General features: G+C 74.3%; 18 protein-coding genes. 6 read left to right on the top strand and 12 right to left on the bottom strand.

The genetic code is table 11. The features are described from left to right. Window positions 1-161: 161 nt before the first annotated feature. On the bottom strand, window positions 162-1,472 hold the full coding sequence (gene paaK, locus ACQEUX_RS06925; protein ID WP_433042908.1) for a phenylacetate--CoA ligase PaaK: 1,311 nt from the start codon (window positions 1,470-1,472) through the stop codon (window positions 162-164). An 85-nt stretch (window positions 1,473-1,557) separates the two neighbouring features. Continuing rightward, window positions 1,558-2,007: a MarR family winged helix-turn-helix transcriptional regulator gene (locus ACQEUX_RS06920; RefSeq protein WP_433042905.1), complete on the bottom strand. Its 450-nt coding sequence runs from the start codon at window positions 2,005-2,007 to the stop codon at window positions 1,558-1,560. A 136-nt stretch (window positions 2,008-2,143) separates the two neighbouring features. On the opposite strand from ACQEUX_RS06920, the gene ACQEUX_RS06915 reads away from it, so the two are divergent. The 6 genes from ACQEUX_RS06915 to ACQEUX_RS06890 all read left to right on the top strand — a co-directional run bounded on the left by ACQEUX_RS06915 (window position 2,144) and on the right by ACQEUX_RS06890 (window position 7,818). Then, a complete protein-coding gene (locus ACQEUX_RS06915) occupies window positions 2,144-3,364 on the top strand; it encodes an MFS transporter (protein WP_433042902.1) in 1,221 nt (406 codons plus the stop codon). Between the two features lie 156 nt (window positions 3,365-3,520). After that, window positions 3,521-3,997 carry a fluoride efflux transporter FluC gene (locus ACQEUX_RS06910; RefSeq protein ID WP_433042899.1) on the top strand — a complete coding sequence of 159 codons (477 nt, stop codon included), beginning with the start codon at window positions 3,521-3,523 and terminating at the stop codon, window positions 3,995-3,997. Continuing rightward, window positions 3,994-4,356: a fluoride efflux transporter CrcB gene (gene crcB, locus ACQEUX_RS06905; protein WP_433042896.1), complete on the top strand. Its 363-nt coding sequence runs from the start codon at window positions 3,994-3,996 to the stop codon at window positions 4,354-4,356. The genes ACQEUX_RS06910 and crcB overlap by 4 nt, the downstream gene beginning before the upstream one ends. Before the next feature lie 107 nt (window positions 4,357-4,463). Continuing rightward, a complete protein-coding gene (locus ACQEUX_RS06900) occupies window positions 4,464-4,988 on the top strand; it encodes a PadR family transcriptional regulator (RefSeq protein WP_433042893.1) in 525 nt (174 codons plus the stop codon). After that, the gene (locus ACQEUX_RS06895) at window positions 4,985-5,665 is read left to right on the top strand and encodes an ABC transporter ATP-binding protein (RefSeq protein ID WP_433042890.1); all 681 of its coding nucleotides are present in this window, start codon (window positions 4,985-4,987) and stop codon (window positions 5,663-5,665) included. The genes ACQEUX_RS06900 and ACQEUX_RS06895 overlap by 4 nt, the downstream gene beginning before the upstream one ends. Next, window positions 5,662-7,818: an FtsX-like permease family protein gene (locus ACQEUX_RS06890; RefSeq protein ID WP_433042887.1), complete on the top strand. Its 2,157-nt coding sequence runs from the start codon at window positions 5,662-5,664 to the stop codon at window positions 7,816-7,818. Before ACQEUX_RS06895 ends, ACQEUX_RS06890 begins: the two co-directional genes overlap by 4 nt. Window positions 7,819-7,821: 3 nt before the next feature. Here the strand turns inward: ACQEUX_RS06890 and cobA are convergent, their stop codons facing one another. Genes cobA through cobO form a run of 10 tightly spaced genes read right to left on the bottom strand, consistent with a single transcriptional unit; the run spans window position 7,822 to window position 17,925 of the window. Continuing rightward, a complete protein-coding gene (cobA, locus tag ACQEUX_RS06885) occupies window positions 7,822-9,447 on the bottom strand; it encodes a uroporphyrinogen-III C-methyltransferase (protein ID WP_433042884.1) in 1,626 nt (541 codons plus the stop codon). Next, a complete protein-coding gene (locus tag ACQEUX_RS06880; RefSeq protein ID WP_433042881.1) occupies window positions 9,444-10,040 on the bottom strand; it encodes a precorrin-8X methylmutase in 597 nt (198 codons plus the stop codon). Before ACQEUX_RS06880 ends, cobA begins: the two co-directional genes overlap by 4 nt. Further along, complete coding sequence (locus ACQEUX_RS06875) at window positions 10,037-10,234, bottom strand: DUF362 domain-containing protein (protein WP_433042878.1); 198 nt, start codon at window positions 10,232-10,234, stop codon at window positions 10,037-10,039. Before ACQEUX_RS06875 ends, ACQEUX_RS06880 begins: the two co-directional genes overlap by 4 nt. Beyond that, on the bottom strand, window positions 10,222-11,943 hold the full coding sequence (gene cobJ / locus ACQEUX_RS06870) for a precorrin-3B C(17)-methyltransferase (RefSeq protein ID WP_433049635.1): 1,722 nt from the start codon (window positions 11,941-11,943) through the stop codon (window positions 10,222-10,224). The genes ACQEUX_RS06875 and cobJ overlap by 13 nt, the downstream gene beginning before the upstream one ends. Before the next feature lie 2 nt (window positions 11,944-11,945). Then, window positions 11,946-13,211 (bottom strand): precorrin-6y C5,15-methyltransferase (decarboxylating) subunit CbiE, encoded by a 1,266-nt coding sequence (gene cbiE, locus ACQEUX_RS06865; RefSeq protein WP_433042875.1) that lies wholly within the window; start codon window positions 13,209-13,211, stop codon window positions 11,946-11,948. Then, window positions 13,199-14,350: a cobalt-precorrin-5B (C(1))-methyltransferase gene (locus ACQEUX_RS06860; RefSeq protein ID WP_433042873.1), complete on the bottom strand. Its 1,152-nt coding sequence runs from the start codon at window positions 14,348-14,350 to the stop codon at window positions 13,199-13,201. The genes cbiE and ACQEUX_RS06860 overlap by 13 nt, the downstream gene beginning before the upstream one ends. Further along, entirely contained in the window at window positions 14,347-15,192 is an 846-nt protein-coding gene (cobM, locus tag ACQEUX_RS06855) for a precorrin-4 C(11)-methyltransferase (RefSeq protein ID WP_433042870.1), read from the bottom strand. Before cobM ends, ACQEUX_RS06860 begins: the two co-directional genes overlap by 4 nt. After that, entirely contained in the window at window positions 15,189-15,968 is a 780-nt protein-coding gene (cobI, locus tag ACQEUX_RS06850) for a precorrin-2 C(20)-methyltransferase (protein WP_433042867.1), read from the bottom strand. The genes cobM and cobI overlap by 4 nt, the downstream gene beginning before the upstream one ends. After that, window positions 15,965-17,320, bottom strand: a complete 1,356-nt coding sequence (locus ACQEUX_RS06845) for a cobyrinate a,c-diamide synthase (RefSeq protein ID WP_433042864.1) — start codon at window positions 17,318-17,320, stop codon at window positions 15,965-15,967. Before ACQEUX_RS06845 ends, cobI begins: the two co-directional genes overlap by 4 nt. Beyond that, complete coding sequence (gene cobO, locus ACQEUX_RS06840; RefSeq protein WP_433042861.1) at window positions 17,314-17,925, bottom strand: cob(I)yrinic acid a,c-diamide adenosyltransferase; 612 nt, start codon at window positions 17,923-17,925, stop codon at window positions 17,314-17,316. The genes ACQEUX_RS06845 and cobO overlap by 7 nt, the downstream gene beginning before the upstream one ends. Window positions 17,926-17,937: the final 12 nt, after the last annotated feature.

Below are 17,937 nucleotides of genomic sequence, written 5' to 3'. Positions count from 1 at the left end.
GCCAGGATCCTATGTCGACGGCGCACCCGGGGCAGGCCCACCGAACACCCACCACGTGAGCGGTCGTGCTGCCCCATCTCCGGGGCAGCTCGACAGGAGACCGCACTGACACGGTGGGGCGGGCGCGCCCCGTCCACAACGAGACCGGTGCCGGCCGCGCGTCAGGCGACCGCCGGTCGCTGGTCGACGATGCGGCGCATCTTGCCCACCGACCGCTCCACCGCGTCCGGGGCGAGCACCTCCACCGCCACGCTCACCCCGATGGTGTTCTTGACCAGTTCGACGAGTGTCGCCCCGGCCCGCTCGGCGGCGTCCACGCCAACCCCGGCCCGCCGCTCCACCCGCACCGTCAGGGTGTCCAGCCGGCCCTGCCGGTCGAGTACGCACTGGAAGTGCGGCGACAGCGGCGGGGTCCGCAGGATCAGCTCCTCGATCTGGGTGGGGAAGACGTTCACCCCACGCACGATCATCATGTCGTCGGTCCGACCGGTGATCTTCTCGATCCGGCGCATCGGACGGGCGGTGCCGGGCAACAGCCGGGTCAGGTCGCGGGTGCGGTAGCGCACGACCGGCATCGCCTCCTTGGTCAGCGAGGTGAGCACCAGTTCGCCCTGTTCGCCGTCGGGCAGCACCTCGCCGGTGACCGGGTCGATGATCTCCGGATAGAAGTGGTCCTCCCAGAGGTGCAGCCCGTCCTTGGTCTCGACGCACTCGGTGGCCACGCCCGGGCCCATCACCTCGGAGAGCCCGTAGATGTCGACCGCGTGGATGTCCAGCCGGTCCTCCATCTCGCGGCGCATGTCCTCGGTCCACGGCTCCGCCCCGAAGATGCCCACCCGCAGCGAGGTGGCCCGCGGGTCGACACCCTGGCGCTGCATCTCGTCGACGATGGCGAGCATGTAGCTGGGCGTGACCATGATGACCTCGGGTTCGAAGTCGCGGATCAACATCACCTGCCGTTCGGTCATGCCACCGGAGACCGGGATGACGGTGCAGCCCAGCTCCTCGGCCCCGTAGTGCGCGCCCAGGCCGCCGGTGAAGAGCCCGTAGCCGTACGCGACGTGCACCCGATCGCCGGGACGGCCGCCGGAGGCGCGGATGGACCGGGCCATCAGTCGCGCCCAGGTGCGCAGGTCGTCGCGGGTGTAGCCGACCACGGTCGGCCGACCGGTGGTGCCGGATGAGGCGTGCAGGCGGGCGACCCGCTCCCGGGGTACGGCGAACATGCCGAACGGGTAGTTCTCCCGCAGCTCCGCCTTTCCGGTGAACGGGAAGCGGGCAAGGTCATCGAGATCCCGGCAGTCGTCGGGGTGCACCCCGACCGCGTCGAAAGCCCGGCGGTAGTGCGGCACGTTGTCGTACGCGTGCCGCAACGACCAGCGCAGTCGTTCGCGTTGCAGGGCGCGCAGCTCGTCGATGCCGGCGCGCTCGATCGGCTGCAGCTCCTCCGGACGAGGGGTGCGGTCCTGCATCGCCTGCCTCCTTCTCGCGACGGTCCCGGCGCGGCTGCCGGTACGGTACGCCGCGGCGCGCCGCCCCGGGAAAGGGCCGGGCGGGTCAGCGGGCGGTCGGCAACCGGTGCAGGGCGTCGACCAGCGGGGCCAGCTCGGGGGTGGCCTCCGCCTCGGCGAGCGCGTCGGTGAGGACCCGGTCGTGGGTGGGTCGGGCCCGGGCGAGCAGCCCGGAGCCGGCCGGGGTCAGCTCGGTGTAGATGCCGCGCCGGTCGTCGGCGCAGAGGATGCGGGTGAGCAGGCCGCGCTGCTCGAGCCGGGTGACCAGCCGGGTGGTGGCGCTGCTGGAGAGCGCGGCGGCGCGGGCGAGCTGGCTCATCCGCATGTGCCAGCCGTCCTGGCGGGAGAGCGCGTCGAGCACCGTGTATTCGACGACGGACAGGTCGTGACCAGCCTGCAACGCCCGCTCCAGAGACGTCTCGATCAGCCCGTGCAGGGCAGCGAGGGTGCGCCATCCCTGTGCGCGGATCTCGACCGCGTCGTCGCCGATGCCCATGCCGGCCCCCTCGGGTGTGATCTGGACGGCCCCAGGCTACCACGCTTGCGCCGATATAACGCGCGTGCAAGTATTTCGTTGTTGACGCGCGTAGTTGCACGCGCCGCATATCTGTCCCCTCCCCGATGGGAAGACCATGTCCGTACGCCCCACGTCCCTGCCGCCCGGCCTGATCGCGCTGGCCATCGGCGCCTTCGGCATCGGGCTCACCGAATTCGTGATCATGGGGCTGCTGCCCGAGGTGGCGGCCGACTTCGCGGTCACCGAGCCGGTGGCCGGCTGGCTGATCTCCGGCTACGCGCTCAGCGTGGCCGTCGGCGGTGTCGCCCTCACCGCGGCGGTCACCCGACTGCCGCGCAAGCCGGTGCTGCTCGGCCTGATGGTGCTCTTCATCATCGGCAACCTGCTCTCCGCGGTCGCCGGTGACTACACCGTGATGATGGCCGGCCGGATCGTCGCCGCGCTCTGCCACGGCGCGTTCTTCGGCATCGGCGCCGTGGTGGCCGCCGGCCTGGTCGCACCGGCCCGTCGGGCGGGCGCCATCGCCATGATGTTCGCCGGCCTGACCATCGCGAACGTGCTCGGCGTCCCCTTCGGCACCTTCCTCGGTCAGCACTTCGGCTGGCGGTCGACGTTCTGGGCGATCACCGCGATCGGCGTGGTCGCGCTCATCGGGTTGGCCCTGCTCATCCCGGGTCGCGACACCACCGACGCCGACCGCCCGGCCGGTGGGCTGCGCGGCGAGTTGCGCGCCTTCACCCACGCGCAGGTCTGGCTCTCCCTGGTGATCACGGTCCTGGGCTTCGGCGGCATGTTCGGGGCGTTCACCTACATCGCCTACACGCTCACCGAGGTCAGCGGCTTCTCCACCGGCACCGTGCCATGGCTGCTCGTCCTCTTCGGGGTGGGCCTCTTCGCCGGCAACCTGCTCGGCGGCCGGGCGGCGGACAGGTCGCTGTCGCGCACCCTGGTCACCGTGCTGGCGGTGCTCACCGCGGTGCTCGTCGGGTTTGCGCTGACCGCCACGAGCCCGGTCCTGACCATCGCCTCGCTGGTGCTGATGGGCGGGTTCGGGTTCGCCACCGTGCCACCGCTGCAAATGCGGATCATGCGTTACGCCCACCAGGCACCGACCCTCGCCTCCGGGGCGAACATCGCGGCGTTCAACCTCGGCAACGCGCTGGGCGCCTGGATCGGTGGAGTGACCATCGCCGCCGGTCTCGGCTACACGTCGCCGATCTGGGCCGGCGCCGCGCTCACCCTGGCCGGCCTGGGTGTCCTCCTCGGCTCACTGCGACTGGCCCGCCGCAGTGAGCCGGCGAAGGCCGCGACGGATCTGGTCGACACGGCGGTCTGACGCGCTGAAAGAGTGCGGCTCGGCGGCGATATGCTGGCGCCGGAGCCGGACGGCTCCCGGCGGTGGGGCCCGCCGTCCCGCGTACCCGCCGGGAGAACCGCGACGCCGCTCGCCAACGGTCCCTGCCAGTGATGCCCGTGCTGGTAGGGAGGACCCGTGTCGGAGCCGTTCGAACCGCGTACCGACCCCGACGTCGACCTGCACGTCCCCGCCGACCGGGGCGAGCTGACCGCACACCCCGCGATCATTCTCGCCGCCATCGCGGCCGGCGGAGTGCTCGGTGCGCTGGCCCGGGCCGGCCTGCAACACGCCGTCCCGCATCCGCCGACCGGTTTCCCGTGGGCCACGTTCACCATCAACACGTCCGGCTGCCTGCTGATCGGCGTGCTGATGGCGGTGCTCGGGCACCTCGGCGGTGGACATCCCCTGGCTCGCCCGTTCCTCGGGGTCGGGGTGCTCGGCGGGTTCACCACGTTCTCCACCTACGCGGTGGACGTCCAGCAGGCGCTCGTCGCGGGCGCCCCGGGCACCGCGCTGGCGTACCTGGCCGCGACGGTGCTCGGGGCACTCGTCGCGGTGGGGTTGGGCGATGCCGTCACCGCCGGACTACTGCGACGAAGGGCGGCCCGATGACCGTGCTGCTCATCGCCCTGGGCGCTGCCGTGGGCGCGCCCCTGCGCTACCTCACCGACCGGGCCGTACAGTCCCGGCACGACTCGGCGTTCCCCTGGGGCACGCTGACCGTCAACGTGATCGGGTCGCTGCTGCTCGGCGTCCTCGTCGGGTTGCCGGCCGGCCCGGCGGTCACCGCGGTGCTCGGCACCGGGTTCTGCGGCGCGCTGACCACCTACTCCACCTTCAGTTACGAGACTCTGCGACTCACGCAGGGCGGCCACCGACTCCTCGCGCTGGCCAACGTGCTGGGCAGCGTCGCCGCCGGGCTCACCGCGGCCACCGCCGGCTACGCCCTGGCCCGCGCCCTGACGGGCTGACCGCGGCGTCCTTCCACCAAGCCGAGTGCTCACGCCTGTCCGGCTGCCCGCGAACAAGGTACTGAGGGTATATACGCGGGGTATACCCTCGGGGTAGTCTCCTGGGCATGAGCGTGCCACTGACCCTTCTCGGCCTCCTCGAACGGGAGCCCAGCCACGGGTACGACCTGAAACGCGACTACGACGCCTTCTTCGGCAGGGGCAAGCCGCTGCCGTTCGGCCAGGTCTACTCCACCCTCAGCCGTCTGGCCCGGGACGGCAAGGTGGTGATCAGCGACGTCGCCCCCGGCTCCGGCCCCGACCGCAAGCGCTACATCATCACCGACCTGGGTGCGACCGAGGTCGACCAGTGGCTGGTCCAGCCGGTCGAACCGGAGCCCCACCTGCAGACGGTGCTCTTCGCCAAGGTCGTGCTCGCGCTGATGCTGGACCGGCCCGCCGACGAATACCTCGACACCCAGCGCAGCGCCCACCTGCGGCGGATGCGCGAGCTCACCGAGGTCAAGCGCGCCGGCAGCCTGGTCGACGCGCTGCTCGCCGACCACGGCCTGTACCACCTGGAGGCGGACCTCCGGTGGATCGAGATGACCGGCGCCCGGTTGGACGCCCTGAAGAAGGCGGTGCGGCCATGAGCGTCGTGATCGAAGCACGGCACGTGGAGTTCTCCTTCGGGCAGACCCCCGCGCTGCGCGGCGCCAGCGTCGCCGTGGACGCGGGCGAGATCCTCGCCGTCATGGGCCCCAGCGGCTCGGGCAAGTCCACCCTGCTGCACTGTCTGGCCGGCATCCTCGTGCCCGACACCGGAGAGATCCTCTTCGACGGCACCCGGGTCGACACCCTGGCCGAGACCGGCCGCAGCAGCCTGCGCCGCGACCGCTTCGGCTTCGTGTTCCAGTTCGGCCAGCTCGTCCCCGAACTGACCGCGGTGGAGAATGTCGCATTGCCGTTGCTGCTCAGCGGCGTCCGCCGCAAGGAGGCGCTGCGCCGGGCGTACGCCTGGTTCGAGCGCCTCGGCCTGGACGGCCTGGAGCAGCGGCGGTCCGGTGAGCTGTCCGGTGGGCAGGCGCAGCGCGTCGCCCTCGCCCGCGGCCTGGTCGCCGAGCCGCAGGTGCTCTTCGCCGACGAGCCGACCGGCGCGCTCGACTCGCTCACCGGCGAGCAGGTCATGGACCTGCTGGTCGGCGCGGCCCGCGAGCAGGGCACCACGGTCATCCTGGTGACCCACGAACCCCGGATCGCCGCGTACGCCGACCGTGAGGTCATGGTCCGCGACGGGCGCGTGAACGCACCGGACCGGATCGCCTCATGATCGGCTTCGGGCTCCGTCTCGCCGTTGCCGGTGGCCGCGAGGCGCTCACCCGCCTGGTCGTCATCGCCGCCGCCGTCGCGGTCGGCAGCGGACTGCTGCTGACCACCCTGGCCGGGGTCAACGCCGTCAACGCGCAGCTCACCCGAGCCGCGTCGGTCCATCCCGGCGCCTCGACGGGCGGCGACGTCGATCCCCTGTGGTGGTCGACCCGGGAGGACTACTTCCAGGGCGAGCAGATCGTCCGGATCGACGTCGCGGCCACCGGGCCGAACGCGCCCACCCCGGTCGGCATCCCGACCACCCCGGGCCCCGGGGAGTACTACGCCTCGCCCTCATTGCAGCGCCTGCTGGCCGCGCAGCCGGCCGACCAACTGGGCGAGCGCTACCCGGGGCGTGACCTCGGCACCGTCGGCCCGGCCGCACTGACCTCACCGGACACCCTGCTCGTCATCATGGGTGGCACCCCGGACGAGGTCGCCAGGCTGCCCCTCGCCAGGCAGGTCACCAACGTCGGCGACACCCCCGCGCTCCCCGAGACCGCGGTGAACCTGATCCTGGGCGTGATCGCCGGCGGGCTGCTCTTCCCGGTGCTGATCTTCATCGGCACCGCCACCCGGCTGAGTGCCGCCCGCCGGGAGCAGCGCTTCGCCGCGATGCGCCTGGTCGGCGCGACACCGAGGCAGATCTCGGTGGTCGCGGCGGTGGAGGCGACCGCCGCGGCCGTCGTCGGCACCGCCCTCGGCTTCGTCCTGTTCTACGCCCTGCGCGGCCCGATGGCGGGCATCCCGTTCACCGGCATGCCGTTCTTCCCCAGCGACATGTCGCTGAGCGTGCTGGACATCCTGCTCGTGGCGCTCGGCGTCCCGGCCGGAGCGGCGGTGGCGGCCCAGGTCTCGCTGCGCCGTGTGCGGATCTCGCCGCTGGGCGTCACCCGGCGGGTCACCCCCCGCGCGCCGAGGGCGTACCGGCTGATCCCGATCCTGCTCGGTGTCGCCGTGCTGTTCTTCGCCATCGGCTTCCGGCCCGCGACGTCCGACGGTCAGACCGCGGTGTTCCTGCCCGGCCTGCTGCTCATCATGGCCGGCCTGGTCCTCGCCGGTCCGTGGTTGACGATGGTCGGCGCCCGGGTCATGGCCCGGTACGCCAGCCGCCCGGCCGCGCTCATCGCCGCGCGACGCCTCGCCGACAACCCGAAGGCCGGCTTCCGGGCCATCAGCGGCATCATGGTCGCGCTCTTCGTCACGAGCGTGGCCGTCGGCGTGATCACCACGATCGTCGCCAACCGCGGGCCCGCGCCGGTCGGCTCGACCGAGGCGGGCACCGTGTCCATGGACTTCGGCGAGAAGGCACCTCCGATGCCCGACACGCTCTTGGCCGAGCTGCGCTCGATCACCGGTGTGCGGTCCGCGACCGCGATCCGGCAGAACCCGGACATGTTCCACGCGAGCGAGCCCGGGCTGATCGCGTGCACCGATATCCCGAGCGCGTACGGCCGGTGCGCCGACGGCGCGGGCGTCGCCGAGGTGGCGATGGGCTTGGTCCCGTTCCGGGACTCGGCGTCGCCCACGAGGGTCTGGCAGACCGCGTCGGTCCCGCTCGACGAGCTGCAACGACTGCCGGTGCTGTCGGTCGTCGTCGGCACGGACGGTTCCGCCGCCGCCGTCGAACGCTCGCGCACCGTCCTCGAAGCCACCTTCCCGACCTTCCGGGTGGCGCCGAACGTGCCCGGCGACTTCGAGTCGGAGTTCGCCAACACGCTGCGCGGCTGGGAACAACTGGCGAACGTCATCATCGTCGCCAGCCTCGCGCTCGCCGGGTGCAGCCTCGCGGTCAGCGTGATCGGCGGTCTCACCGAGCGCAGGCGCCCGTTCAGCCTGCTGCGCCTCAGCGGCGCACCGGTACGGGTCCTGCGCCGGGTGATCGCCTTGGAGAGCGCCGTACCGATGCTCGCCGTCGCCGCGGTCGCCATCGGGATGGGCCTGCTCGCCGCGCACCTGTTCCTCCGAGCCCAGATGGACTACACGCTCATCGCGCCGGAGCCGCGCTTCTACGTGATCGTCGTCGTCGGGTTGGTCACCTGCCTCGGCGTCATCGCCTCCACCCTGCCGCTGCTGGAACGCATCACCGGGCCGGAGACCGCCCGCAGCGAGTAGTCGTCAGGCCGTCGGCCCGGTGGTCGGGAGAGCGACCACCGGGCCGAGGACGAAGACGGCGGGCGGGCCGATGCCCTCCCGGGCGGCGACCGCGCCGATCTCGTCCAACCGGGCCGGCACCGACCGCTGGCCGGGCTGCCCCGCGTCCTGCACGGCGAGCACCGGGGTGTCCGGGGCGCGGCCGTGCTCGACCAGCGCGGCCGCGATCTTGGCGATGGTGTCGACGGCCATCAGCAGCACGACGGTGCCCCGGGCCCGGGCCAGCGCCGCCCAGTCGACAAGCGAGCCGGGATGCCCGGGCGGCAGGTGCCCGGACACGACGGTGACGTCGTGCGCCACACCCCGGTGCGTCACCGGCACGCCCGCGAGGGCCGGCGCGGCGAGGGCGCTGCTCACCCCGGGGACCACCGTCACCGGTACGCCGGCCGCCCGGCAGGCCAGCACCTCCTCGTGGCCGCGTCCGAAGACGTACGGGTCGCCGCCCTTGAGCCGAACCACCCGGCGGCCGGCGCGGGCGTGCGCCACCAGGGCCGCGTTGATCGCGTCCTGGGACATCGACGGGCCACGGGGCACCTTCGCGGCGTCGATGACCAGCACGTCGGGGCGCAGCCCGGCGAGCAGCCCCTGCGGGGCGAGCCGGTCGACCACCACGACGTCCGCGGCGTCGAGCAGCGCCTTCGCGCGTACCGTGATCAGGTCGTCGGGCCCTGGCCCGCCGCCGACCACGGCGACCGAACCGTGCCCGTGGTCGTGGTCGTGGTCGTGGTGATGGTGGTGGCCGACCGGGTCGTCGGGGTGGTCGTGCGGGCGTTGCGGGCGGCCGACCTTGTCGGCGAAGCCGGGCATCAGCACCCGGTACGCGCAGGTGTCGCAGTTCATCCGGATGTCTCCGCCCAGCGCCTCGGCGTAGCGCTCCCGCACCAGGTCGGCGAGGGCGTCACAGTCGCCGATCACCTCGGCGACACGCACGTCGAGGTCGGGGTGGGCGGCGGCGAACTCCGCCGACTGGGCGACGATCCGGTCGGGCAGCACCCCGGCGAACAGGAAGTACGGCGCCACGACGATCCGACGCGCGCCGAGGCGGCGCAGCCGCTCCAGCACCGCCGGCACCGACGGTTGCGCGAGGGAGATGAACCCCGGCTCCACGCCGGCGTAGCCGCGTCCCTCCCAGAGCAGCCGGGCGACCTTGGCGACCTCCGCGTTGGCGTCCGGGTCGGTGGAGCCCCGCCCGATCAGCGCGACCCACGTGCCGGCCCGGTCGGCACCGGCCAGCGCCGCGTCGATGCGCTGTTCGAGGGCGTCGTGCAGCAGCGGGTGTGGGCCGAGCGGGCGGCCGTAGCGGTAGCTCAGCCCGGGGTGACGTTCCTGCTCGCGGGCCATCGCGGCGGGGATGTCGCCCTTGCCGTGTCCGGCGGCGGTGAGCACCAGGGGCAACGCCACCAGTGCCCGGTGCCCGCGCGCGACGAGCGCGCCGACCGCGTCGGTCAGCGGCGGACGGGACAGCTCGATGAAGCCGCCCTCGACGTCGCCGACGGCACCGCGACGACGGACCCGCTCGACCAGCGCGGCGAACTGGTCGACCCCGGCCGCGCTGCGCGTACCGTGCCCGACGATGACCAACCCGGTCATGACTTCTCCTCGACGTAGAGCAGGGCGTTGAGGGCCGCGGCGGCGACCGCCGAGCCACCCTTCTCGCCCACGTTGGACACCCCGGGCAGGCCGCTGGCTCGCAGCGCCGCCTTCGACTCGGCGGCACCCACGAAGCCGACCGGCAGGCCGACGACCAGCGCGGGCGCGGCGTCCAGGGTGAGCAGTTCGACAAGCGCGGTCGGCGCGCAGCCGACCACCCAGACCGCGCCCGGGCCGACCCGGGTCAGCGCGATCCGCACGGCTGCGGCCGACCGGGTGATCCCGGCCGAGCGACCCAGCTCGGCGGCGGCCGGCTCGCCGACCGGGCAGACCAGTTCCAGGCCGGCCCGGGTGATCCCGGCGGCGACCATCGCCACGTCGGTGACCACCGGCGCGCCGGCGCGCAGCGCCGCCAGCCCCGACTCCAGGGCCGGCTCGTCGCAGACCAGCTCATCGACGTACGCGAGGTCGGCGCTGGCGTGCACCACCCGCTCGGTCACCGCCCGGCTCAGCGGCGGCAGGTGCGACAGGTCGACCCGCTCACGCAGGATGCGGTACGACTCGACCTCGATCGGATGCACCACCCGGCTCATCGGGCTCCTCCAGCAGGGTCGGGCTCGACGACGCGGATCGCGTCGACCGGGCAGATCTCCAGGCATTCCAGGCAGCCGGTGCAGCGCTCGGCGCGCACCGTCAGGCCGCCGGCAACCGGTCGGATCGCGTGCGTGGGGCAGGTGAGTAGGCAGGCGCCGCAGCCCTGGCACGCGTCGATCGTCACGAGCGCCATCGGTACCCCCGGGGTGTCACCATCCGGCCGGCGACCACTCTCGTATCGCTGCTGCCGACCACCACGACGCTGTACATGTCGACCACGGCCGGGTCGAGGGTGGCCAGGGTGGCGAGGTGCACCCGTTCGCCGGGGCGACTGGCGTTGCGCACCACACCGACCGGGGTGTCCGGTGGCCGGTGCGCGGCGAGGACGCCGAGCGCCTTGCCGAGCTGCCAGTCACGCGCCCGGCTGCGCGGGTTGTAGAACACCGTCACGAAGTCGCCGTCGGCGGCCGCGGTCACCCGCCGCTCGATGACCTCCCACGGGGTGTGCAGGTCGGACAGGCTCAGGTAGGCGTGATCATGGCCGAGGGGTGCGCCGAGCAGCGCGCCGGCGGCCAGCGCGGCGGTCACCCCGGGCACACCCACCACGTCGATTCGCTCGTCGGCGTACTCCAGGGCGGGACTGGCCATCGCGTACACCCCGGCATCGCCCGAGCCGATCAGCGCGACCGCCCGGCCGGCGGTGGCCTCGGCGACGGCGGTGCGGGCGCGAGCCTCCTCCGCGCCCAGCCCGCTGGCGAGCACCCGGGTGCCCGGGCGGAGCACGTCGCGGACCTGGTCGAGGTACTGGTCCAGGCCGACCACCACGGCAGCGCGGCGCAGCTCGGCCACCGCGCGGGGGGTGCGCAGGTCGGCGGCGCCCGGCCCGAGACCGACGACGGCCAGCCGGCCGCGTGGCGCGTGCCGGGCAACCGCCACGGTGGCCATCGCCGACGCGGTCTTCCCCACCAGCAGCGTGGCGTCGCCCGGCCGGCCCGCCGGGCCGAGCAGCGCCGCGGCCTCCGCCACGCTCGGCGTGCCGACCGCGGCACGCACCACCTCGCTGGGGTGCGGCACGTCGACCGCCGCCAGCCGCGTCGCCGGCCAGGTCACCAGGGGTACGCCGAGCGCGTCGGCGGTGCTCAGGATGCCCGCCTCGTCGGCCTTGACGTCGGCGCTGGCCACGCAGCGCAGGCTCGCCGGGCTGAGGCCGGCCTCGGACAGCACCCGGTGCAGCAGCTCGGCCACCTCGGCGGCGGGCACGCCCCGACTCGCGCCCACCCCGGCGACCAGCGACGGCGGTCGCAGCACGGCGGTCCGCTCGTCCAGCGGCACCACCCGATCGGTGACCAGCAACCGGTACCCGGCGTCCACGGCTTCGACAGCGTCGACGGCCTGCGGCCGGACGTTCGGGGGCAGGGCGGGCAGTGGCCAGTGGGCGTCGGCGATCAGCTCGACCGGCTCGCCGTCCAGGATGGCCCGGGACACCGCGGCGACCGCGCCCTGCACGGGCCAACCGAGGGTGTCCAGCCCCGGCAGGCCGACCGAGTCGGTGGCGGTGGTGATCACCGGTCGGGCGTCCAGCAACGCGCCGACCTGCTCGGCGAGGTCGTTGCCGCCGCCGGCGTGCCCGCCGAGCAGCGCCACGGCGTGCCGGGCGGCCTCGTCGACGACCACCACGGCCGGGTCGCTGCGCTTGTCGTCGAGCAGCGGCGCGAGGATCCGCACCACCGCGCCGGTGGCCAGGAACGCGACCACCGCGTCACACCCCACCCAGGCGCTGCGCAGCGCGTCGGCCACGGTCTCCCCCTCGACCAGTCGAGCGTGCGGCCACGCGGCGGCCACGGTGTGGGCGTGCCGTCGGCCGGCGGCGGTGGCCGCCACCAGACCGATCCGGGTGGTCATGGTCAGGTCGTGCACGGGCGCTCCCCGGTGAGGACGACCACCGGGTTGGTGGCCGCGAGGCGGATCGACCCGCCAGGCAGGTCGGCGAGGCGGGCGGCGGAGAGCTGACTGCCCTCGACCGTGTAACCGGCGGCGCGCAGCAGACCCACGGCCGGTGCGACCCGGTCCAGTGCGGCCAGGGTGAGCACCACCCGCTCGGGCTGGCGGGCCACCACGGCGGCGAGGACGTCGGCACCGCCACCGCCGACGAAGACCGCGTCCGGCTCGGGCAGGCCGGCCAGTGCCTGCGGGGCTCGCCCGCTGACGAGCCGGACGTCCACGGCGTGGGCGGTGGCGTTGGCCCGGATGGTCGCGCCGGCCTCCGGATCCTGTTCGACGGCGAGCACGGCAGCGCCGAGCAGGGCGCACTCGATGCCGACCGAGCCACTGCCCGCACCGACGTCCCAGACCAGCCGGCCCAGTCGGGGTCGCAGCCGGGCGACGACGAGGGCGCGCACCTCCGACTTGGTGATCATGGAGTCGCGATGGGCGTAGCGGCTCTCCGGCAGCGCCCACCCGCCGACCGGGGCTGCGGCCGGCTGGTTGTCCGCACGCATCCCACCGGCCGTGACCCGATCGCGTTCGGACTCGACAGGCTCGGCGAGGCTGAGCAGGACGTGCGGGTCGGACCAGGTCTGGGCGGCGGCCTGCTCGGGGGTCACCTCGCGGATTCGTTCGGCGTCGGTGCCCAGGTGCTCGGCGACCAGCAGGCGGCGCGGCCAGCCGAGCAGGCCGGCGCCCAGCTCGGCCGCACCCGCACCGGGCGCGGTGAGCACCGCGACCAGTGGCAGCGCCCGGCAGGCGTTCAGGGCCGGTCGCGGGTCGCGCCCGTGCGCGGTGACCACGGCGGCGCCGTCCCAGGGCAGCCCGGCGCGGGCGAACGCGGCGGCCACGCTGGACACCGCCGGCACCACCCGCAGCGGCAGCCCGGCCGCGCGCAGCCGTCGGACGATGCCGAACAGGCCGGGATCCCCACTGGCCAACACCACGGCCGGCACCCCGGCGGCGACGGCGGCGGTCAGCCGGTGCACGGCGGGGGCGAGCGGCCCGAGGGCGACGGTCTCCGCGCCGGCCGGTACGGGCACCGCGCCCAGGTGTCGGGCGGCCCCGACCACCAGCCCGGCGGCGGCCAGCACCGGCGCGAGCGCGGGGTGCGGTGGGGCGCCGGCCGCGTCCAGACCGACCACTGTCACACCGGCCACCGGCTCCATCCGCGTCACCGGGGCCACCGGCCGGACGAGGCGACGACGTGCGCTCCGGCGAAGTCGACCATCGCCACGTCCACGGTGACCGTCGGCCCCGCGAAGCGCCGCAGCACCTGGCGGACCCGCTGGCAGAGCAGGTCGCCGGCCGGGCCGAGCAGCCCGGCCGCCTCCCACAGCTCGTACGCGTGCCGCCCGGTGTTCGCCTCGGTCACGGCGGCGACGAGCGACGGGTCACCACCGGCCTCGGCGGTCACCGCCCCGAGCAGGGAGAGGTCCACCTTGGAGCGTGTGTAGTGGGTCATCAACACACCGGCGGCGAGTTTGGCCAGCTTGCCGGCCATCCCGACGAAGACCACCCCGGTCATCGCGTCGCCCACGGCGGCGGTCACCGCGGCACCGGTGAAGTCGCCGACCTCGACGAAGCAGACCTCGGGCAGGTCGGGCAGCAGCGCGCGGGCGGCCCGCTCGGTACGCCCGCCGGTGCAGAGCACCACGGTCCGCTCGCCCTGGGCCGCCATCACGTGCACGGCCTGTACGACGCTGGCCCGCCAGGAGGCGGTGGAGAAGGGACGCACGATCCCGGTGGTGCCGAGGATCGAGATGCCGCCGAGGATGCCGAGCCGCCGGTTGGTGGTCTTGCGGGCCATGATCTCGCCTCGGGGCACGCTGATCACCACGCGGACGCCGACCTCGGTGAGGTCGACCACCTCGGCCACCGCCTCGCCGATCATCCGGCGCGGGGTGTCGTTGATCGCCGGGCCGCCGACCGCGAGGCCGAGACCCGGCTTGGTGACCGTGCCGACGCCGGCACCGCCGGCGAGCCGCAGACCGGGAACGTCGGTCCAGTCCACGGTGGCGGTCAGCTCGGCCCCGTGGGTGACGTCCGGGTCGTCCCCCGCGTCCTTGACCACCACCGCCTCGGCCCGGACCGGCGGGCTGCCGGTCAGTTCGCACCGTGCCACCGGAAAGCGCACCCGCCGCCCGGCGGGCAGACCGATCTCCACCTCCGCCTGGGCCGCACCGGTGACCAGCGCGGTGACGGCGGCCTTGGCCGCCGCCGTCGCGCAGGCGCCGGTGGTCCAGCCGGTACGCAGCGCGGTGGGCCGGACCTTCGCGGTACGCGGCAGGTCCGGCTCGCGCAGCGGCGGCTCGGCGTACGTCACGGTGTGTGTCCCGGCGTGGCTGTCCCCCCGGCGCGGGCGCCGGCCTGGCGGCGCAGCTCGGCGCGGGCGGCCGGCTCCGCCCGGCGGAAGGTGTGGAAGTGCCCGGGGTGGTACAGGTGCGAGCGGGTGCCCTCGGCGGCCAGCGCCGGCCCGACCAGGAACAGGGTGTGCTTCCACAGCTTGTGCTGCTTGACCGTCTCCTCCAGGGTGCCGACCGTGCAGCGCACCACCAGCTCGTCGGGCCAGGTCGCCTGGTACGCCACCACGGCCGGGGTTTCCGCCGGGTAGCCGCCGGCCAGCAGCTCGGCCTGCACCTGCCCGGAGCGGGCGGCGGACAGGAACAGCGCCATGGTGGTGCCGTGCCGGGCGAAGTCGCGGACCCGCTCGCCGGGCGGCATCGGGGTCTTGCCGCCTTCGAGGCGGGTGAGGATCACCGACTGGGCGACCTCGGGAACGGTCAGCTCCCGTCCGACGATCGCCGCGACGGCGGTGAACGAGGAGACGCCGGGGACGATCTCGACGGCCAGGCCGAGCGCCCGGCACAGGTCCAGCTGCTCCTGCACCGCGCCCCACAGCGCCGGGTCGCCGGAGTGGATCCGGGCCACGGTGAGCCCCTGCTCGGCGGCCCGCTCGTAGAGCGGCAGCACCCCCTCGATGGGTAGCTGCGACGAGTCGACGATCTCCGCGCCGGGGCGGGCGTGGTCGAGCACGTCGGCGTGCACCAGGCTGGCCGCCCAGATCACGATGTCCGCCTCGGCGATCACCCGGGCGGCCCGCAGGGTCAGCAGGTCCGCCGCACCGGGGCCGGCGCCGACGAACCACACCTTGCCGTCGCTGGTCACAACTTTCCTCCTCGTTGGTCGCGGCGGGCCGGGACCAGCAGCGTCGACAGGTACGGCAGGTCGTGCCCGGTGTCGTCGACCGGGCCGATCCGTTCGGTGGGCAGCCCCAGGCTCCGCCCGAGCACGGCGTCGGGAAGCCGGCCCTGCCGGCGCAGCTCGGCGAGCAGCTCCGGATGCCGCCGCCAGCCCTTGTAGACGACCACGCTGCCCGGCCCGGCCAGCGCGTCGGCGAACAGCGCCAGTCCGGCGGTGGCCGGCAGCAGGGTCAGCGGCTCGCGTCCCTCACAGAGCGGGGTGCCGCTGCGAGCGGCCAGCTCCTGCATGGCGGTGACCCCGGGCACGGTTGCCACCCGCACCGCCGGGCGTAGCGCGCGGACGCTCTGCGCGAGGTAGCCGAAGGTGGAGTAGACGTTCGGGTCGCCGATGGTGGCGAAGGCCAGTGACCGTGCGCCCGCGTCGATCGACTCGACGACCACCCGGGCCGCGTCGTCCCAGGCCGCCGCCCGGCGCGCGGTGACCCCACCCCGGTCGTCCAGCGCGAACGGCAGCCGGCGCAGCCGCTCCGCCGCGACGTGGGAGCGCACTGTCGCCTCGGCCCGCCCGGCGTCCGCAACGGCCGGCGTCGGGCCGGCGGTGTCGGTGGGCGCGACCCGGTCCGCCATCACGGGTACGAAGACCAGGTCGGCCTCGCGCAGCAGCCGCACCGCCTTGACGGTGAGCAGTTCCGGGTCGCCCGGGCCGACGCCGACCCCGGTGAGCGTGGCGTCGGCGCTCATCGGCACGCCTCGACCAGCCGGCGGGCCGCGTCCGGGTGGCCGGCCCAGTGGGTGTGCAGGTAGGACGCGTGCACCCGACCGGCGACGAAGCCGTGCTCGGTGTCGTTCCAGCGCCACGCCGACGCGTCGCCGTGCCCCGGGTCGGTGGTCGTGCGGTGGAACTCGTGGCCGCGTACGGGCTCGCCGGCGAGGGCCACCGGGGAGTCGGTGACCGCCACGGCCTCCCGGTAGCCGAGGGTGAGCCGGCGGGTCATCCGGGCGGTCACATCCAGCCGGCCGCACATCGGCGCGCCGTCCAGCGAACGTCCGAGGTAGAGCAGCCCGGCGCACTCGGCCACGATCGGCCCGTCGAAGTCGGCCACCTCGGCGCGCAGCGCGGCGTTGTCGGCCAGCGCCTGCGCGTACGCCTCGGGGAACCCGCCGCCGATCACCACCGCGCGGGTACCGGCGGGCAGCGCCGGGTCGCGCAGCGGGTCGACGGTGACCACGTCCGCGCCGGCCGCGGTGAGCAGCTCGGCGGTCTCCGCGTACGAGAAGGTGAAGGCCGGACCACCGGCGAGCGCGACCAGTGGTCGCTCGGGGCCGGCCGGCCCGCCGACCGCGGCGGCCGGGTCCCACGCCGGGGCGGTCAGCGGTGGGGCGGAGCGGGCCAGGTCGAGCACGGCGTCGAGGTCCACGGTGGCCTCGACCAGCTCGGCGAGCGCGGTGACGATCGCGAGGGACTCGGGTGCCCGCTCGGCGACCGGGATCAACCCGAGATGCCGGGCCGGCGCGGCCACCTCGGCAGCGCGGGTGACCGCCCCGAGTACTGGTACGCCCACCTCGGCCAGCGCGTCGCGCAGCAGCGTCTCGTGCCGGGGCGAGCCGACCCGGTTGAGGATCACCCCGCCGATCCGCACCGCCGGGTCGAACGCGGCCATGCCCAGCGTCAGCGCGGCGGCCGAGCGGCCCTGCGCGGTGGTGTCCAGGACCAGCAGCACGGGTGCGTCGATGAGCCGGGCGACGTGGGCGGTGGAGGCGAAGTCGCGGCGGCCGACCGCACCGTCGTGCAGGCCCATGACGCCCTCGACCACGGCGATGTCGGCGGGCGTCGGGGTGCTCGCGCCGTGCCGCAGCAGTGGGGCGATCCGCTCCGCGCCGACCAGGAACGGGTCGAGGTTGCGACCGGCCCGGCCGGCGGCGAGGGCGTGGTAGCCGGGGTCGATGTAGTCCGGACCGACCTTGTGCGGGCTGACCGTCAGGCCGCGACGGCGCAGCGCGGCGAGCAGCCCGGTGGCGATGGTCGTCTTGCCGTGGCCGCTGGCCGGCGCGGCGACGACCACCCGGGGCAGCGCCCAGTGCCCGCTCACCACTCGATGCCCTTCTGGCCCTTCTGGCCGGCATCCATCGGGTGCTTCACCTTGGTCAGCTCGGCCACCAGATCGGCGGCGGCGACCAGGCACGGGTCGGCGTCCCGCCCGGTGATGACCACGTGCTGGAAACCGGGTCGGTCGGCCAGGGTGGCGACCACCTCGTCGACGTCCACCCAGCCCCACTTCATCGGGTAGGTGAACTCGTCCAGCACGTACAGTCCGTAGCGCTCGGCGGCCAGGTCGCGCTGGATCTGCCGCCAGCCCTCCAGGGCGTCGGCGGCGTGGTCGGCGTCACCGCCGCGCTGGATCCACGACCAGCCCTCGCCCATCTTGTGCCAGGCCACCGGTGCGCCCTGGCCGGTACGCTCGTGCACCTCGCCGAGCGCCCGGAACGCGCTCTCCTCCCCCACCCGCCACTTGGCGCTCTTGACGAACTGGAACACACCGACCGGCAGACCAGCCGTCCAGGCCCGCAACGCCAACCCGAAAGCGGCCGTCGACTTCCCCTTCATCTGTCCGGTGTGGACCATCAACAGTGGCCGGTGCCGCCGCTGCCGGGTCGTCAACCCGTCAGAAGGCACCGAACTCGGCTGTCCCTGCGGCATCAGCGATCTCCC

The sequence above is a fragment of the Micromonospora sp. CA-259024 genome (assembly GCF_050936255.1).
Taxonomy (GTDB): Bacteria; Actinomycetota; Actinomycetes; order Mycobacteriales; family Micromonosporaceae; genus Micromonospora.
Note: the sequence above shows the minus strand (reverse complement) of the source record. Positions and strands in the feature narration are given on the sequence as shown.

Coding starts and splice junctions, on each gene's coding strand:
- paaK (WP_433042908.1), bottom strand. CDS start 1,472: ATGCAGGACCGCACCCCTCGTCCGGAGGAGCTGCAGCCGATCGAGCGC.
- ACQEUX_RS06920 (WP_433042905.1), bottom strand. CDS start 2,007: ATGGGCATCGGCGACGACGCGGTCGAGATCCGCGCACAGGGATGGCGC.
- ACQEUX_RS06915 (WP_433042902.1), top strand. CDS start 2,144: ATGTCCGTACGCCCCACGTCCCTGCCGCCCGGCCTGATCGCGCTGGCC.
- crcB (WP_433042896.1), top strand. CDS start 3,994: ATGACCGTGCTGCTCATCGCCCTGGGCGCTGCCGTGGGCGCGCCCCTG.
- ACQEUX_RS06900 (WP_433042893.1), top strand. CDS start 4,464: ATGAGCGTGCCACTGACCCTTCTCGGCCTCCTCGAACGGGAGCCCAGC.
- ACQEUX_RS06895 (WP_433042890.1), top strand. CDS start 4,985: ATGAGCGTCGTGATCGAAGCACGGCACGTGGAGTTCTCCTTCGGGCAG.
- ACQEUX_RS06890 (WP_433042887.1), top strand. CDS start 5,662: ATGATCGGCTTCGGGCTCCGTCTCGCCGTTGCCGGTGGCCGCGAGGCG.
- cobA (WP_433042884.1), bottom strand. CDS start 9,447: ATGACCGGGTTGGTCATCGTCGGGCACGGTACGCGCAGCGCGGCCGGG.
- ACQEUX_RS06880 (WP_433042881.1), bottom strand. CDS start 10,040: ATGAGCCGGGTGGTGCATCCGATCGAGGTCGAGTCGTACCGCATCCTG.
- ACQEUX_RS06875 (WP_433042878.1), bottom strand. CDS start 10,234: ATGGCGCTCGTGACGATCGACGCGTGCCAGGGCTGCGGCGCCTGCCTA.
- cobJ (WP_433049635.1), bottom strand. CDS start 11,943: ATGACCACCCGGATCGGTCTGGTGGCGGCCACCGCCGCCGGCCGACGG.
- cobI (WP_433042867.1), bottom strand. CDS start 15,968: ATGAGCGCCGACGCCACGCTCACCGGGGTCGGCGTCGGCCCGGGCGAC.
- cobO (WP_433042861.1), bottom strand. CDS start 17,925: ATGCCGCAGGGACAGCCGAGTTCGGTGCCTTCTGACGGGTTGACGACC.